General features: G+C 39.1%; 15 protein-coding genes. 8 read left to right on the top strand and 7 right to left on the bottom strand.

Annotated features, from left to right (window positions below; all coding sequences use genetic code 11):
- Positions 1–28: 28 nt before the first annotated feature.
- The 5 genes from HXT57_RS03340 to HXT57_RS03320 all read right to left on the bottom strand — a co-directional run bounded on the left by HXT57_RS03340 (position 29) and on the right by HXT57_RS03320 (position 5,689).
- On the bottom strand, positions 29–1,417 hold the full coding sequence (locus HXT57_RS03340; protein ID WP_103014020.1) for a DUF3027 domain-containing protein: 1,389 nt from the start codon (positions 1,415–1,417) through the stop codon (positions 29–31).
- 17 nt (positions 1,418–1,434) lie between these two features.
- On the bottom strand, positions 1,435–1,824 hold the full coding sequence (locus HXT57_RS03335) for a cold-shock protein (protein WP_012914139.1): 390 nt from the start codon (positions 1,822–1,824) through the stop codon (positions 1,435–1,437).
- A gap of 191 nt (positions 1,825–2,015) precedes the next feature.
- On the bottom strand, positions 2,016–3,962 hold the full coding sequence (locus HXT57_RS03330) for a sensor histidine kinase (RefSeq protein WP_012914138.1): 1,947 nt from the start codon (positions 3,960–3,962) through the stop codon (positions 2,016–2,018).
- Between the two features lie 2 nt (positions 3,963–3,964).
- Complete coding sequence (locus HXT57_RS03325) at positions 3,965–4,705, bottom strand: response regulator transcription factor (protein ID WP_004111521.1); 741 nt, start codon at positions 4,703–4,705, stop codon at positions 3,965–3,967.
- Positions 4,706–4,783: 78 nt separating this feature from the next.
- Complete coding sequence (locus HXT57_RS03320) at positions 4,784–5,689, bottom strand: hypothetical protein (protein ID WP_004111520.1); 906 nt, start codon at positions 5,687–5,689, stop codon at positions 4,784–4,786.
- 51 nt (positions 5,690–5,740) lie between these two features.
- Here HXT57_RS03320 and HXT57_RS03315 point away from each other — a divergent pair, with 51 nt between their 5' ends.
- Positions 5,741–6,034, top strand: coding sequence for a WXG100 family type VII secretion target (locus tag HXT57_RS03315; RefSeq protein ID WP_004111519.1), 294 nt, complete (start codon positions 5,741–5,743; stop codon positions 6,032–6,034).
- Between the two features lie 106 nt (positions 6,035–6,140).
- Here the strand turns inward: HXT57_RS03315 and groL are convergent, their stop codons facing one another.
- On the bottom strand, positions 6,141–7,766 hold the full coding sequence (gene groL, locus HXT57_RS03310; protein ID WP_012914136.1) for a chaperonin GroEL: 1,626 nt from the start codon (positions 7,764–7,766) through the stop codon (positions 6,141–6,143).
- A 200-nt stretch (positions 7,767–7,966) separates the two neighbouring features.
- Positions 7,967–8,635: a LytR C-terminal domain-containing protein gene (locus tag HXT57_RS03305; protein ID WP_102703072.1), complete on the bottom strand. Its 669-nt coding sequence runs from the start codon at positions 8,633–8,635 to the stop codon at positions 7,967–7,969.
- 127 nt (positions 8,636–8,762) lie between these two features.
- Here HXT57_RS03305 and HXT57_RS03300 point away from each other — a divergent pair, with 127 nt between their 5' ends.
- The 7 genes from HXT57_RS03300 (at position 8,763) to HXT57_RS03270 (ending at position 14,996) form a co-directional block, all read left to right on the top strand.
- Entirely contained in the window at positions 8,763–9,479 is a 717-nt protein-coding gene (locus tag HXT57_RS03300; protein WP_004106746.1) for a uracil-DNA glycosylase, read from the top strand.
- A gap of 90 nt (positions 9,480–9,569) precedes the next feature.
- Positions 9,570–10,694, top strand: a complete 1,125-nt coding sequence (locus HXT57_RS03295) for an AAA family ATPase (RefSeq protein WP_033888761.1) — start codon at positions 9,570–9,572, stop codon at positions 10,692–10,694.
- Positions 10,691–11,632: a DUF58 domain-containing protein gene (locus HXT57_RS03290; RefSeq protein WP_415697733.1), complete on the top strand. Its 942-nt coding sequence runs from the start codon at positions 10,691–10,693 to the stop codon at positions 11,630–11,632. Before HXT57_RS03295 ends, HXT57_RS03290 begins: the two co-directional genes overlap by 4 nt.
- Position 11,633: 1 nt before the next feature.
- Entirely contained in the window at positions 11,634–12,161 is a 528-nt protein-coding gene (locus HXT57_RS03285) for a hypothetical protein (protein ID WP_004111504.1), read from the top strand.
- The gene (locus HXT57_RS03280; RefSeq protein WP_410311130.1) at positions 12,161–13,297 is read left to right on the top strand and encodes a vWA domain-containing protein; all 1,137 of its coding nucleotides are present in this window, start codon (positions 12,161–12,163) and stop codon (positions 13,295–13,297) included. The genes HXT57_RS03285 and HXT57_RS03280 overlap by 1 nt, the downstream gene beginning before the upstream one ends.
- Positions 13,294–14,409, top strand: coding sequence for a vWA domain-containing protein (locus HXT57_RS03275; RefSeq protein ID WP_415707597.1), 1,116 nt, complete (start codon positions 13,294–13,296; stop codon positions 14,407–14,409). Before HXT57_RS03280 ends, HXT57_RS03275 begins: the two co-directional genes overlap by 4 nt.
- On the top strand, positions 14,406–14,996 hold the full coding sequence (locus HXT57_RS03270) for a DUF6466 family protein (protein WP_410311132.1): 591 nt from the start codon (positions 14,406–14,408) through the stop codon (positions 14,994–14,996). The genes HXT57_RS03275 and HXT57_RS03270 overlap by 4 nt, the downstream gene beginning before the upstream one ends.
- Positions 14,997–15,101: the final 105 nt, after the last annotated feature.

Genomic DNA, 15,101 nt, shown 5'->3' with positions numbered 1-15,101 from the left:
AATATTCATATTCTCGTTTCTTGCATAATTACTTATGTTGTCTGCGAGATTTTCTTTTATATAATCGCATTGATGTGGATGCTGTAGTTTTTGAAGTGTCTTCAGATTCTTGTGACTCTTCCACTTTTCCTGTTAACGGTATTTCTTCTGTAACAGAATTTTCGTCTACTAAGTTTACTTCTGAAGAATCAGGATAATCTGTATCTTTTTGGGATTTTTCAAATTTTTCAGATTCATTAGCTACAGTCTCTTCAATTTTTTCAGTTTGATTTTCAACTTCAATTTCGCGATTTTTGTCATCATTATTTTCATATGATTTTTCGTCAATAGTTGAATTGTCTATTAAATCAGATTCAGATAAATTATTTTGTTCATCTTTGTCTGTTGAGGCTTCTTTTTTGTTGCGCAATTTTGAATCTAATTTTCTGCGCTTACGACGATGCATCTTACTGTCTTCGATTGCTTCCTCAATAAGCTCAACGTCTGCTCGCTCATCTCGTGGAGCTTGTTGCAAAATGTCAATATGATAATCGTCGTATGCAGGTTCAGATTGAATCCAAAGCTGCGATGGCTCAGGTGGTTCAATGTCAGAATGCTCACCACAAGCATGATCAAGCGATACAACTCGCCCATCGTCTGGGCTCCACATGTTTGCGCATACGCCAAACATAGAGCCTAAACTTCCAGCTAGAGGAATGAGGAATCCGCATGATGAACATGCTTTGCCATCGGCAATTTTTGTAGATAACGACTTTGGGCCATGTTGACCTGCGTACCAGCGTTTAGCTGTTTGTGAAATTGCTTCCGCAGTCATTACTCGTCTGCGAGACAGTCTTAGCGTTGAAACAGCTTCTTCAAGATCTTCGTCAAAATCATTATTTGCATCGCAAGATTCTTGATTTTGATTAATATCTTTTTCTGCGTTTGCGTTTGTGTCTGCATCTTCTTCGCTAGTATTAGCTTTAGCGTCATCTTCAGTTTTAGACTCAGAATGATCATCTGAATTTGTTGATTCTATATTCTTTTCAGAATTATTATCATCAATATTATTTACTTGGCGGAAGCCATCTTCTAGTCGAGAATCGTCTTCAGATGTGCCAATAGAGTCCATTACAGAAAGATCACTTGGTTTCAAGCGGTCTTTCCACGGAATCCATGGTGGTGAAAGCAAAGAATTTTCAGTAGGAACAAGCGTTGATTCGTTCACGGTCCAACGTTGCGTTTCTTCATCATGATACAACGTAACTGACCACTGCCAGCCTTCATACCCAACTAAATTGCTTACGAAACGAAAGTCTGTAACTCCGTTGCCAAGCTCTATAGAAGATACAAAATCTCCTACTGCATCAGTACGTTCTGAAGTTTCCACAGCTATACTTCTAGCTAGTTCTTGTGGATCCATCACTTCATCAGTCATAAATAATATTCCAGACACTATTCCTGAACGTCAAAATTATCTGCCACTGCACGCAACAATGTAGCAAGTTTTTTGCTTTCAGCAGTTGATGGGTAATGACGTCGACGCAAACCATTACCAGCAGAATCAAGAAGCTTAATAAGATCTTCTACAATAGCTGCCATATCTTCGGCTTTAGGACGAGTAGCCTTTACAAGCGATGGTGCTGTTGCAATAACATTCAAGCCCATAGCCTGTGGTCCTTTGCGACCTTCAATTACAGAAAACTCAACTCGTGTACCCTTGTGTAAACTTTTTACAGTAACTGGCAATGCTGCTGCTGGCAAGAAAACATCCTTACCATCATCTCCAACAATAAAGCCGTACCCCTTCTGCGTATCGTACCAACGCACGCGCCCATTGGGCATAACACACCTCACTCCAAATAATTCTCATTTCGCACGCTGAAGTGCACAAGGCATAAAGTATCAGCATATGCGATAGGTTTATAGATAGTGTACCAAATATTGTTATTACTTGTTTCCTTATTACATTGTAGCGCATACACGCGGGCAATAAAATTTTTTTAACCTACGCAAGTGTTGCTAATGCCAATATTTTAATCGCTAACAATTTTAGAAGGCTCATCGATTTCATTAACTGGCAGAACTACAGTAAGAGTTAGGCCATGAGCTTTAACATCTATTTGCTCAGACCCATCCATAGTGTCATCAAGATTAGTTTTAGAATTGGTCGATGCTTCTAATGGAGAAGATATAGTTGCGCAAATAAAACCATGATGTGCTTTTACTACAGATTGCGCAATTGCCATACCCAAGCCAGTTCCACCTTTTTCTCTAGCTCTTGATGGGTCAGCAATATAGAAACGCTCGAAAATTCTAGACAATGATTCTTCTGGAACTCCAGGGCCATGGTCAACAACTCGAATTACAGCATACTTATGACCCGTATCAGTAGATTGGCTGACTTCCGCTGCTTCCAAAAACTCCTTCAGTGATTCTTTTACAGAAGGTAATTTAGATAATTCATTTGGAGTTATAGACGCCTTCATAACTCCTACTGCAATTTCTACAGGAGAATCAACAGGGGTGTATCTATGAATATTTCCTACGATATTTGTCATTACTTGGCGTAATCTAGCACCATCACCGAGTAGCGTAACAGTTGGAAGTGTACCAACATGGAATTGGAGCTTACGCTCAAAATCGCAATTTGTGCAACTCATAAGCTTCCACTCATCCGAAATAGTTAAATAGCCTTGTTGAACGGATCTAGCAGGATCAAGAGCATGTAGATCATTAGCCGCGTCAGAAAGTATTGGAGATAAGCTAACTTGCTGTGAAATATTAATTCCACGACCCTCATCAAAACGCGCCAAAGAAAGCAAATCTTCTACTAGTTCAGTCATTCTCTCGCTAGAAGCCTTAATGTGGGCAATAGAGTCATCTGCTCTCTCCTGCTCTCCTGGCATGTTGCGCCACATTGTATATAACTCAGCATATCCATGAATTGCAGCTAATGGAGTACGTAATTCATGACTTGCATCTGAAACGAATCGCTTCATTTTTTCTGTCATATCTTCTTGCTCATTAAATCCTCTTTCAATACGAGCAAGCATAGAGTTAAGAGAAGCTGCTAAAGATCCAACCTCAGTATTTTCAGGAGCAGATGGAACTCGTTTGCTTAAATCTCCAGAAGCAATTTTTGAAGCTGTTTTTTCAATTCGTTTTAACGGTCTTAAAGCTGATTGAATAATAATTGCTGAAAATACTGCTCCAAACAAAATAACTGCAATACTCACCATTATACAGTAACGAGTAAGTGTGCTAACGGTATCAATTTGATCGCTAAGAGATAAAGCAATATAGACATAACCGCTAACACTTAACTCTGAATTATAGCTATTTTTTTGACCCCACGTTAATACTAAAACTCTCCATGGAGCTGTTGCAGCCTTTTTAGTGATTGCATCGACTTTATTAGTATTCCCCTTGACGATTGCAGGTGCTGTGTAAGGCTTGTGGGTAACAATTTTTTTACTATCAAAACCGTCTGCAGGAAGTTTAGGAACCGAAACAACCGATCCTTTAATTGGTATTAATGGAGTAGAAATAATTTTATTATGCGTATCTCTAACTTGCATAAAGTAATTATTTGGACCTACTGAAGATTGATTTGAGTTTTTCATGCGCAATGAATCAACATTGTCATAAACAAATTGCGCTTGACTTGCTAATTGTACATCAGTTTTTTCTAGCAAATAATTTCCTACGAGCTGCTGAATTGATAGTGATATGCAAAAAGCGGCTACAGTTAAAATAGCGAGAGTACATGCAACTAAACGCGTACTCAGTGGTATTGCATTTATGCGACGACGTAGCCAGCAGGTTTTACGAGGCTTTTTGTTTTTTTTGTTATTTTCACTTAGCTCTATCGCAACACTTTTTCCAGCAGTTCTAACATCTGAATCATCTTTAGAGTTATTATTTGTGCTGTTGCTAATAGTTGATTCAGCGTTATTGTAGTTATTATTACTAGATTGCATGATCAGGCTTGACCTGCCTTAGGCTCTCGAATCATATAACCGATGCCACGTTTAGTTTCAATAAGAGGAACTACTTTTTGCTGTTTTCCTGAATCATCAGTAATTTCAATGCCATCAATCTTCTTTCTTAAATAAGAAATATAAGATTCAACGATTGCTGCGTCTCCGCCCCAATCGTACTGCCATACGTGATTCAAAATCTGGCTTTTTGACAGAACTCGACCTTCATTGTCCATAAGATAATGAAGTAGTTTGTATTCAGTTGGGCTAAGTTCGATTGGCACGCCACATCGAGTTACGTCATGAGAATCCTCGTTAATCTCAAGATCCGCAACTTTTATAATATGAGTTTCTTCATCAGGTTCTTGTGTTCTGCGAAGAATTGCTCGTATTCTTGCCACTACTTCTTCCAAGCTGAATGGCTTTGTAACGTAGTCATCTCCACCAACGGTTAGACCCATAATTTTATCTTGTGTATCGTCTCTTGCAGTTAGGAACAATACAGGAACTTTAATTCCATTTTGACGAATACGCCTCGTAACAGTAAAACCATCAATATCTGGGAGCATAACATCCATAACGATAAGATTTGGATTTACTCGTTCAATTACTTCAACAGCTTCTGAGCCGGATGCAGCAGTTTCTACTTCAAACCCAGCAAAATGCAAAGATGCTACCAAAAGTTCACGGATTGATGGCTCGTCATCGACCACGACAATAGATGCTTCAACGTTCTTACTCATATTGATTAGCATCACTTATCAAGCTGAATGTTTCCTGAATAATTGCTGAAAATAAAACAAGTTATCGAATATTTTTGTCTACCTGTGACGAGCGTGCCTTCTACGAGCTTTTCTAACACCAGCAAGTATTTGACGTTGTATGCGATTCTTTCTAAACAGAATAATCGCGACTATTGAGAATAATGCCAACAATATTAATAGCATAATAATTGTAGAAATAAGACTTGCAGAAGAAGTTGTTGACGTACGTTTTGCACGCATTATTTGTTTCATCATCATTATTGCAGATTGATCCCAATGCGTTCCAGTTGTGCTTACTAATGGCTTATAAGCTGCATCGGATAACGAGTCTACAGTATTTTTATTTTTGAGCCATTCATCGGAATTAGGCGAAACAGCTACAACTAATCTTCCATCATGAGTTGCTACTGCAAGCAGCACAGTATTTTTAGCTGGAAGCGTACTAATCAACAAATCACTAGCCCATTTTGATGGATTTTTTGTATTTCCAAAAGTAGACAAATATAAGAGCCTAACATTTACTCCTGTACGCTTTTTTGTTGTCTCAATCATGTCAGCAACTTTACTGACAGAATCCCCAAGCAAATTTTCTGTGTCTGTTATTGAGTCTGTTGCAACTATTCCAGAATTTTGCTCATTACTTTCAGCATATGCATTAATTGTATTTACTCTATTTAAAGGTGAAAATATGAGCGAATTTATTGGAAGAGTTGGAAGAATAAAAGAAAAACTAAATAAAAATGCCATTAATAAAAGCAATACGCGTTTAGCTAAAAATAGTTTTGAATGAGAATGCTGGTAGTTAAAATTTGCAATACGCGTGCAAGTTAAGCTTTTAACCACATTGGTGCATGAATCTTTTTCGTAGTTTTTTGATGGCATATATTCATAATAGCGTGACATCACACAAGTAAAAGTAGCATTATAAAAATCCTTGCTTAATTTATTTGGAATGTTTCGCAAAATAATTTATAAAAAGCGTTTATTTAGACGCAAAACAAATGGAGGGGAAATATGGCACAATTTCGAGTTGATTCAGAGCAAATTCAGCAGGCTGCGGCAGCCGTTGGAACCTCGGTTAGTGCAATTAGAGATGCAGTCAACGGGATGTATACCAATTTACAGCAATTGCAGAGCGTGTGGACTGGATCGGCGGCTACACAATTTGCGTCGACCGCTCAGCAGTGGCGAGCGGCGCAACAACAAATGGAACAATCATTAGAAGCAATTCAGCAAGCTATGCAACATGCGTCAGGAGTGTATCTTGATGCGGAAGCTCAAGCTACTTCCCTATTTGGAATGGGCTGAATAGTCTGAATAATCTAATGAAATATAAATGGCGGTATACTTTACTTGTGAGCATACCGCCATTTACTATGAGCTATTCAGCTATAAAATTTTTACAACTTTTAATTTAGTAGCCCATGTCGGCACCAGCTTGTGGTGCTGCAGCTGGTTTTTCTGGCTTGTTAGCAACCACAGCTTCAGTGGTTAAGAACAAACCTGCAATAGAAGCAGCGTTCTGTAGAGCAGAACGAGTTACCTTAACTGGGTCAGTAACGCCAGCAGCCATCAAATCTTCGTAAGTGTTGGTTGCAGCGTTGAAGCCTTCGCCTTCTGGAAGCTCACGCACCTTGTTGAGCACAACATCTCCAGAAACGCCAGAGTTCTGAGCAATCTGCTTGATTGGAGCTTCTACAGCGCGGAACACGATTGCAGCACCCGTCGCTTCTTCGCCCTTAAGCTCTGTGATTGCTTGAGACTTTTCAATCTTTGCAGCAGCCTGAACCAAAGCTACGCCACCGCCTGGAAGCAAACCTTCCTCAATAGCAGCCTTAGCGTTACGAACTGCATCTTCAATACGATGCTTACGCTCCTTAGCTTCAACTTCAGTAGCAGCGCCAACCTTAATAACAGCAACGCCGCCAGCAAGCTTAGCAAGACGCTCCTGAAGCTTTTCGCGATCGTAATCGGAATCAGTGTTCTCGATTTCTGCGCGAATCTGAGCCACGCGAGCATCAACATCTTCCTTAGATCCAGCACCAGAAACGATAGTTGTTTCATCCTTAGAAACAATAACCTTAGCTGCGTGACCAAACACAGAAGCGTCGATAGAATCGAGCTTTAAGCCAAGGTCGTCAGAAACAACCTGTGCACCGGTCAAAATAGCCATATCTTGAAGCATAGCCTTACGACGATCGCCGAATCCTGGAGCCTTAACAGCAACAGTGTTGAAAGTGCCACGAATCTTGTTCAAAACAAGTGTTGGCAATGCTTCACCATCAACATCTTCAGCAATAATAAGCAATGGCTTGCCAGACTTCATAACAAGCTCAGCGATGTGGACGATATCCTGCTGGCTTGAAACCTTGCCAGAAGTGAGCAAAATGTATGGATCTTCAAGAACAGCAGTTTGATCGTCAGCGTTAGTGACGAAGTAAGGGGAAATATAGCCCTTATCAAAGCGCATACCTTCAGTGAAGTCCAAGTCAAGACCAAACTTGTTGTTGTCTTCAACTGTGACAACACCATCCTGACCGACCTTATCCAAAGCTTCAGCAATCTTTTCGCCAACTTCAGGATCAGCTGCAGAAATCGTAGCAGTAGCAGCAATCTGTTCCTTGGTCTCAACATCCTTTGCAGAAGCAAGCAATTCCTTGACGATTGCTTCAGCAGCCTTTTCGATGCCGCGGCGAAGAGCGATTGGGTTGCTTCCTGCAACAACATTCTTCAAACCTTCATGCACCAAAGACTGTGCCAAAACAGTAGCAGTTGTAGTACCGTCGCCTGCAACATCATCAGTCTTCTTAGCTACTTCCTTAACAAGTTCGGCGCCAATACGCTCGTATGGATCTTCAAGATCGATTTCCTTAGCGATAGAAACGCCATCATTTGTGATAGTTGGTGCACCGTAAGTCTTATCTAATACAACGTTGCGACCCTTTGGACCAAGTGTAACTTTAACAGTGTCTGCAAGCTTATCCAAACCGGCGAGCATACCCTGGCGGGCGTCTTCCTGGTAGGCAATAATCTTTGCCATAGTTCCTCCACATACGTTATTTATGAACTTTTCACTGCAATCTTGAGTAATAAGCCGTCAGCTGCTTATTATCACTCTCAAGGCTTGAGTGCTAATTTGAAGATTAGCACTCTATGTACCCGAGTGCCAACTTTTTTGGCGTTTATACATAAAAACCGGTTAGAAAATAATTCTAACCGGTTATTTTTATGCGAAAAATATTACTTGCAAAGCACAACTACAATCGGAGAAACGATTTGTTTTTCATTTTCGACAGCACTAATACCTAAAGTCTTTGCAATATCTTCAGCTGCAGCTTTTTGTGAATCGTCTTTATACCAAACAACAGACTCGCCTGGGACTTTACCAGTTGGATTTCCAGCTGTCACATTTGCGTATCCCGCTTGCTTTAACTTATCTGCGCCAGCAGCAGCATGACCGCTTATCTTGGTTGCGTTAAGAACTTTCACAGCAACTGATTTATCTAGTGAAGTTTGCGTCTTAGAATCATTTGCTGAATTATCCTTAGAGTCACCAGCATCTTTCCTATCTGATTTATTTTCTTCAGATTTATTATCGTCGTCATCTTCGCCTTCAGAAGATTTATCTTCGTCGCTTTTAACCGACTTTTTGTTTTCAGAAGTCTTAGAAGGCGATGCTGATTGAGATGATTGTTGCTGATGATTCCAAGGCAACGGAAGATGTGAGATTTCGCCAGAAGCGATAGCCCAAACCAAAACACCAACAACCGCTGCAACAATTAATGCAACAAAATAAGGAAGTATTACGGCATACCACGCAGGATTTCCACGATGAACTCCAATCGGTCCCTCTGGTGGCTCATCAAAAGCATCAGGCGTATACGACACGTTCTGATTATTTCGCGCCATAATTGCACTCCTTATAAAATCATTTAAACAATAATGAATCTATACTATCTAATGCTTAGCACAAAGCACAAATTTAGAAAATTTGATTGGTTTCCTTTTATGGTATGCCTTGACATACAGTAGCAATATGAATCCTCAAAATATTAAACCTTTAAACGAGCTAATGGATCCTGATTGGGCTGAAGCATTAAAGCCAGTTGAGCCACAAATACGCGCAATGGGAGTATTTTTGCGAGAGCAGATAGAAAGCGGACATCATATTCTTCCTGCTAGCCACAACATTTTGCGTGCTTTTTCTATTCCACTAAAAAGCATTAAAGTTTTAATTGTTGGCCAGGATCCATATCCAACGCCGGGCCATCCAGTAGGCTTAAGTTTTTGCACAGCTGCAAAAGTGCGCCCACTGCCAAAAAGTCTCATAAACATTTATAAAGAATTAGTAAACGATTTAGGTGTAGAAACTCCAAAAAGTGGAGATCTAACACCGTGGACCAGGCAGGGTGTGATGCTTCTTAACAGATGTTTAACTGTTGAGGCCGGTAAGGCAAATAGCCACCAAGGAAAAGGTTGGGAGCCTGTAACCGATGCAGCTATTCGAGCATTAAACAATAGAACTGATTGCAATGGTAATCCATTGCCGCTTGTAGCTATTTTATGGGGTCGTAATGCGCAAAGTTTGGCTCCTTTGCTGACGAATGCAACTCTTATTACTTCAGCGCACCCAAGTCCTCTTTCTGCAATGCGAGGATTCTTTGGATCGCATCCATTTTCAAGAGCTAATCAGGCCTTAATTAATATGGGAGTTTCGCCAATTAATTGGTCCCTAGATTCTCAAGAAATCTAATTGTCTTAAATATTGCAAATTATCTTATAAAGACAATAAAAATGCCATTTTTGAACATGTCAGTACTGCATATCGGTTAAAATGTCTCTTATGGCATTATTTCCACCGCAACCACAGAAGAAACCGTTAACCGATAAAACTTCAATTGCTTCTAAGCTTGGCATTGGATCAGCTGTACCTCAACCGTCTGCTGTTTCTAATGCAAGTGCGCAAGTCACTGCAACTATTTCGAGTGATGACATACGTCGTTGTCAGCAAATTGCAAATATTTTGCGCGCACGTTTTGCACAAACTTTAGTCGGTCAAGACGCTTTACGAGAGTCTCTTATTCTTACTCTTATTGCAGGCGGACACATTCTTATTGAATCAGTACCAGGTCTCGCAAAAACTACTGCTGCTCAAACTCTTGCAACAGCTATGTCAGGTAGTTTCCGTCGTGTGCAGTGTACTCCGGATTTAATGCCAGCAGATTTAGTTGGTACTCAAGTTTTTGATTTTGCTTCTCAACATTTTACTACGCAAATTGGTCCTATCCATGCAAATGTTATTTTGTTGGATGAGATTAATCGCTCAAATGCAAAAACTCAATCTGCAATGCTTGAAGCTATGGCAGAAGGAGCAACAACTATTGGAGGCGAAAGAATTCCTCTGCCTCAACCATTTATGGTTATTGCTACGCAAAATCCAATTGAGGAAGAAGGAACATTTAATCTTCCAGAAGCCCAAATGGATCGTTTTATGGTAAAGGCAGTTATGACTTACCCTAATCCTGAAGAGGAAGTTCGTATGCTGCAATTACTTACTCAACGCGGATTGGATGTCGTTGATCCTTCAAAGCTAAATACTCAACGCATAAGTTTGCAAGATGTTGTTTTTATGCGTACTGCAGCGCGTCGCATACACGTTTCTGAAGCAGTTATGAAATATGTAGTTGATTTTGTTGCAACTTCTCGCGGTGAAGGTACGCATCCACTTCCTACAATTAATTCATTGGTTCGTATGGGAGCTAGCCCGCGTGCATCAATTGCACTTATTCGTATTGCTCAAGCTCACGCTTTACTTTCTGGACGCGATTATGTGATACCTGAAGATATTAAATTGTTTGCGCATGAAGTGTTAAGGCATCGCATACTTTTAACTTTTGAAGCTTTAGCTGATTCTATTACTACAGATCAAGTAATTGATGCATTAGTTAAGACGGTTCCTGTGCCATGATGCGTACGAAGCGGTTAGTATTATCTGAACCTGCTAAAGCCGTGCGTCGCAAAATTGAGCTTTTGGATCAGCGAATTGATTTGCCTATTGCGCGTAAAGCTTTAGGCTTATTAGAGGGAGACCATCCTTCGCACAGACGTTTTGGCACAGGTGATGTTATTGACATACACGCGTGGCAGCCAGGAGATGAAGCTCGCATGATGAATTGGTCTGCGAGTGCTCGAACTGGACAACCTATGGTGTCTTCTAGAGAGCGTACTTCGTCTTCTCATACTTGGATTGCTTTAGATACAAGCATCAATATGAATGGAGCTTGTGTTTCTGGAGAATCTCTGTATGAAGTTGCGTCTAACTCTGCATGCTTTTTTGCATCTTTGAGTTTAAAACGTCATGATGCTGTTTCTTTGTTGTGTGCAGATGGAAAAAACGTTATCAATGTTCATTCTGCTAGTAATCTTTCTGATTTTGAGCGAAATCTAGATTATACGTTGCTTAATACTCGTAGGAATACCAGAGACATTGATGCGTTGCTTACTTCGTTACTAAAAAATATTGACAATAATGGTCTGGTAGTTTTAATAACTGATGAGTATGCATTACAAGCTCATAACTCTGAATCTTTGCGTAAAATTACGCAAAATCATAAGCTTGTAGTTATTGTTGTCTCTCCTATTAATCCTTTTGATGCTGCAATTGATTTGCAAATATTTGATGGAATTACTTTACGTAAAGTACCGGCGTTTTTGAAAAAAGAATCAAATAAAAATGAAGTCGAAGCTCGTAGAAATTTTAGAATAAACGCTTTATACGATATGCTGCTTGGTGTTCAATCTTCAATAATTTATGGTTCTTCAAGTGAAGAAGTTTTCCATATTTCTGCACAAAAAGTGAGCCGTACAAATTATCTTGCTGACTCATTTAACAAGGAGGTTGAATAGAATGAGCCTGGAAGATATTCAAAAGCCTTTACATGATGAAACGCTTTTTTTAATACTACTTTCTGCATCGCTTGTTGTTATCTTTATTGCTTTTGCGGTTTTATATTTTTCTTTTAAAAAGCCAAAAAAATTAACTGAAAGTAGCAACTCTACAGAAGCAGTTCACGTTCATAATGTAAACAAACAAGCTTGGCGTAAAGATATTGATGCGATTGTTGAGAAGTATCATAACAATGAACTTACTAAAGATCAGGCTTGTGCAGAATTGGCTTCTATTGCTAGATCTTATGTTTCGAAGATGAGCGGTGAAGATATTCAAACTCACACTTTGGGAGAATTGGCTTCTTTGCGTTTGAAATGGCGCAATAAAAAAGGTGCTGATATGTTACGCCAAACAATATCTGCTTTGTATCCTCCAGAATTTGCTGATCGCAAAGCAAACGAGCAAGCGCGAAATACTACTGTTGAGCAGGCTGCTGAATGGGTTTTAGTATTGCTTGAAGGCTGGCAAACGAAGGACAAACGTTGATGAGTAATAATGTTTGGGAATACATATGGCCATGGAGATGGCAATGGCCTTTGCTTTTTGTTGCAGGCGTTGTTATTTCTGTAGCAATTTTTGCTGTCTTACTAATTTTAGATTCCATTCGTAGCAATATTTTAAAAAAGAAGTATAAGAGTCAAACTAGTAATATTACGCGAAAATTCTATACTTTTACTTTTGACAATGATCTACAAGGAACTACTACTAGTCATTCATGGTATATGTGGCGAATGTTTAGAAGGTTTGCTGCGGCTGCATTGGTAGTATCTTTGTGCAGTTCGCTTGCTGTTGCTTCCAGGCCAGCCCGAGTGTTTAATGCGAACGAGCAAGTTAGTTCTAGAGACATTGTTTTATGCTTAGACGTTTCAGGTTCTGCTTTACCATATGATCGCGAAGTAATTCAAGCGTATCTTAATTTTATTGAGCATTTTCAGGGTGAACGCATTGGATTAAGCATTTTTAACTCCACATCTAGAACAGTTTTTCCACTGACTGACGATTATCGACTAGCTAAAAAACAATTGCAATATGCTGCAAATTTGCTTGGCGGAGTTCAATCGCAAAGTCGTATTAATCGTTTACAACAACGCCAATATCAGGAAATTTCTGACTGGCTTGAAGGAACTCAAAATCGCAAAAACGCAACATCTCTTATTGGAGACGGTTTAGTTAGTTGCGCAGCAATGCTTCCAGGTTTTATTTATGGTTCTGCTCATAATAACCATAAAATACAAAGCCGTTTTAATAGAAGTGCTTCCATTGTTCTTGCTACAGATAATGTTGTTTCTGGAAAACAAACTTACTCATTAAAGCAAGCTTTAGATTTAACAAAGCAAGCTAAAATTACTGTCGACGGGTTATATTCCGGCGCAAAACAGAATGAGAATGATGATGCTACGTTAGAAATGAAACAGCTTATTGAATCTCATGGTGGAATTTTCCTTTCTCAACGCAATTCTGATTCTGTTATTAATTTAGTAAAAGAAATTGAAAAAAGACATACTGCAATTCCTCAAGGCACTGCTCAGTCTGCATTTAGCGACGATCCTGGTCTTTGGGTTTTGCTTACTGTGTTTAGCGTTGTGATTTGGCTAGCTATTGCAAAGAGGATGAAGCGATGACAACAACACTATTTTCTGCTACTACCCTACTGTTTGCACACGCTAAAATTGAAGCTTCTGACACTTCTCAAGCAGGTCAGTTGGTTTTTTCTCCATCATATGGCTGGATTATTGCGATTATTGCAATATTAGTTTTGTTGGCAGCAATGTTTTTTGAAATTGTGCCTATACGTAGGAAACCAGGATCAAGTGATGAAACTTTTTGCATGAGATTAAGACGTATTGGCATATGCATAATGCTAATAATTTGCGTGCTATCTCCAAGTATTATGCGTTCAACTTTACAAAGAGCAGTAAATGCAACAAACGTGATTATTGCTCTAGATATAACAGGTTCAATGAGAGCAAAAGACGCTGATTATGCAAAAAATAGTAAGATTGAGCGTATTGATGCAGCAAGGAATATTATTCGTCAAATAACAAAATCCTATGCTAACTCAAGTTTTGCTGCTATTTCTTTTGGTGCTTCTACGTCTGTCGATGTTCCATTAACGCCTGATGCTAGAGCAGTTGACAATTGGATAAATACTTTACGAACTGAACCAACTAGCGTAGCTACTGGAACTAGTCTTGACGCTCCTATAGATCAAACTTTGCTTACTGCAAAAACTATACATGATGCTCATCCAGATGATACAACAGTTTTGTATGTTTTAAGCGACGGTGAGGAAACAACACAACGAAAGCGCCGCACATTTTCATCGCTCAGAGCTTATATTACTAACGCATTTGTTATTGGAATAGGCTCATCTAAAGGAGCTAAAATACCTTTGGAAAAAACACAGCTGCAACTTGACGACTACAGCGAAGACAATACCTCTAATCAATGGGTTATTGATCCGGCTACAGGAAATCCTGGCATTTCAAAGCTTGATGAAAAGAACTTACGAAATATTGCCGATGAGCTTAGCGGCAAGTATATGCACTCATCTTTAAACGTAACATTTGGAGACGAAGCAAAACCAATTCTTTCACACCAATGGAGAATGAACGAGACAGCAAAACCTCGTTTGAGACCTGAACCAATTATTTGGCCGTTTGCAATATTTGCGTCGATACTTTTAATTTGGGAATTAATGTCGTGGTTTATAACTTCAAGGAAATTAGTATGAAGCACATGTCTAGTCGCACAATTATTCGCATTGTTACATTCTTGTTCTTGATTATTGCGATATTCGTAGCGTATTTTGCTATCGTAAATTGGAGAGCACAATACACATATAATACTGCTACTGATAGCCTTATTTCTAACATAAAATCTGCTAAGAGTATAGATAGCGACAAGAATGTGCTTTTAACTCAGCAACAGCAAACTGATGCGCAATTTGATGATGCTAAATCTCAAGAAATGATACTGCTTCCTCAACTTCGAAATAGTATTGACAAAAATGCTGAATTATCACGAAAGTTAACAGAAAAATTAAAGCAGAATCAAAACAATACTAATAAGCAACAGAAACCGAAAAAGCATAACAATCATTTTAAAAACGATAATTCTAACAATTCTTCTAAAGATAAAAAGCAGTCAGATTCGTCTAAGCCTCAATTGAGCAATGCTCAGCGCAATAAAGTTGAAAACTTGCTAAAACAGAACGATCATGTGGATTCTCAATCTTCACAGAATCAAGAAGACCAGCAAGGTTTAGAAAAGACAGAAAAACGTACTAAAACTGATGAAAGCAGCAATAAGCCTTGGTAATTAAATCTTTAACGATTATCTATAAGCGAAGCAATAAGCATTAATAACCTTTTAACCACATTGAATATTTTTTAGTGACTTTTCATTAATAAACGTGTGTAATAA

Origin of the sequence: Gardnerella sp. KA00771 (assembly GCF_049244045.1) — a bacterium.
Taxonomy (GTDB): Bacteria; Actinomycetota; Actinomycetes; order Actinomycetales; family Bifidobacteriaceae; genus Bifidobacterium; species Bifidobacterium swidsinskii.
Note: the sequence above shows the minus strand (reverse complement) of the source record. Positions and strands in the feature narration are given on the sequence as shown.

Coding starts and splice junctions, on each gene's coding strand:
- HXT57_RS03325 (WP_004111521.1), bottom strand. CDS start 4,705: ATGAGTAAGAACGTTGAAGCATCTATTGTCGTGGTCGATGACGAGCCA.
- HXT57_RS03340 (WP_103014020.1), bottom strand. CDS start 1,417: ATGACTGATGAAGTGATGGATCCACAAGAACTAGCTAGAAGTATAGCT.
- HXT57_RS03315 (WP_004111519.1), top strand. CDS start 5,741: ATGGCACAATTTCGAGTTGATTCAGAGCAAATTCAGCAGGCTGCGGCA.
- HXT57_RS03300 (WP_004106746.1), top strand. CDS start 8,763: ATGAATCCTCAAAATATTAAACCTTTAAACGAGCTAATGGATCCTGAT.
- HXT57_RS03335 (WP_012914139.1), bottom strand. CDS start 1,824: ATGCCCAATGGGCGCGTGCGTTGGTACGATACGCAGAAGGGGTACGGC.
- HXT57_RS03270 (WP_410311132.1), top strand. CDS start 14,406: ATGAAGCACATGTCTAGTCGCACAATTATTCGCATTGTTACATTCTTG.
- HXT57_RS03280 (WP_410311130.1), top strand. CDS start 12,161: ATGAGTAATAATGTTTGGGAATACATATGGCCATGGAGATGGCAATGG.
- HXT57_RS03295 (WP_033888761.1), top strand. CDS start 9,570: ATGGCATTATTTCCACCGCAACCACAGAAGAAACCGTTAACCGATAAA.
- HXT57_RS03285 (WP_004111504.1), top strand. CDS start 11,634: ATGAGCCTGGAAGATATTCAAAAGCCTTTACATGATGAAACGCTTTTT.
- HXT57_RS03290 (WP_415697733.1), top strand. CDS start 10,691: ATGATGCGTACGAAGCGGTTAGTATTATCTGAACCTGCTAAAGCCGTG.
- HXT57_RS03275 (WP_415707597.1), top strand. CDS start 13,294: ATGACAACAACACTATTTTCTGCTACTACCCTACTGTTTGCACACGCT.
- groL (WP_012914136.1), bottom strand. CDS start 7,766: ATGGCAAAGATTATTGCCTACCAGGAAGACGCCCGCCAGGGTATGCTC.
- HXT57_RS03330 (WP_012914138.1), bottom strand. CDS start 3,962: ATGCAATCTAGTAATAATAACTACAATAACGCTGAATCAACTATTAGC.
- HXT57_RS03305 (WP_102703072.1), bottom strand. CDS start 8,635: ATGGCGCGAAATAATCAGAACGTGTCGTATACGCCTGATGCTTTTGAT.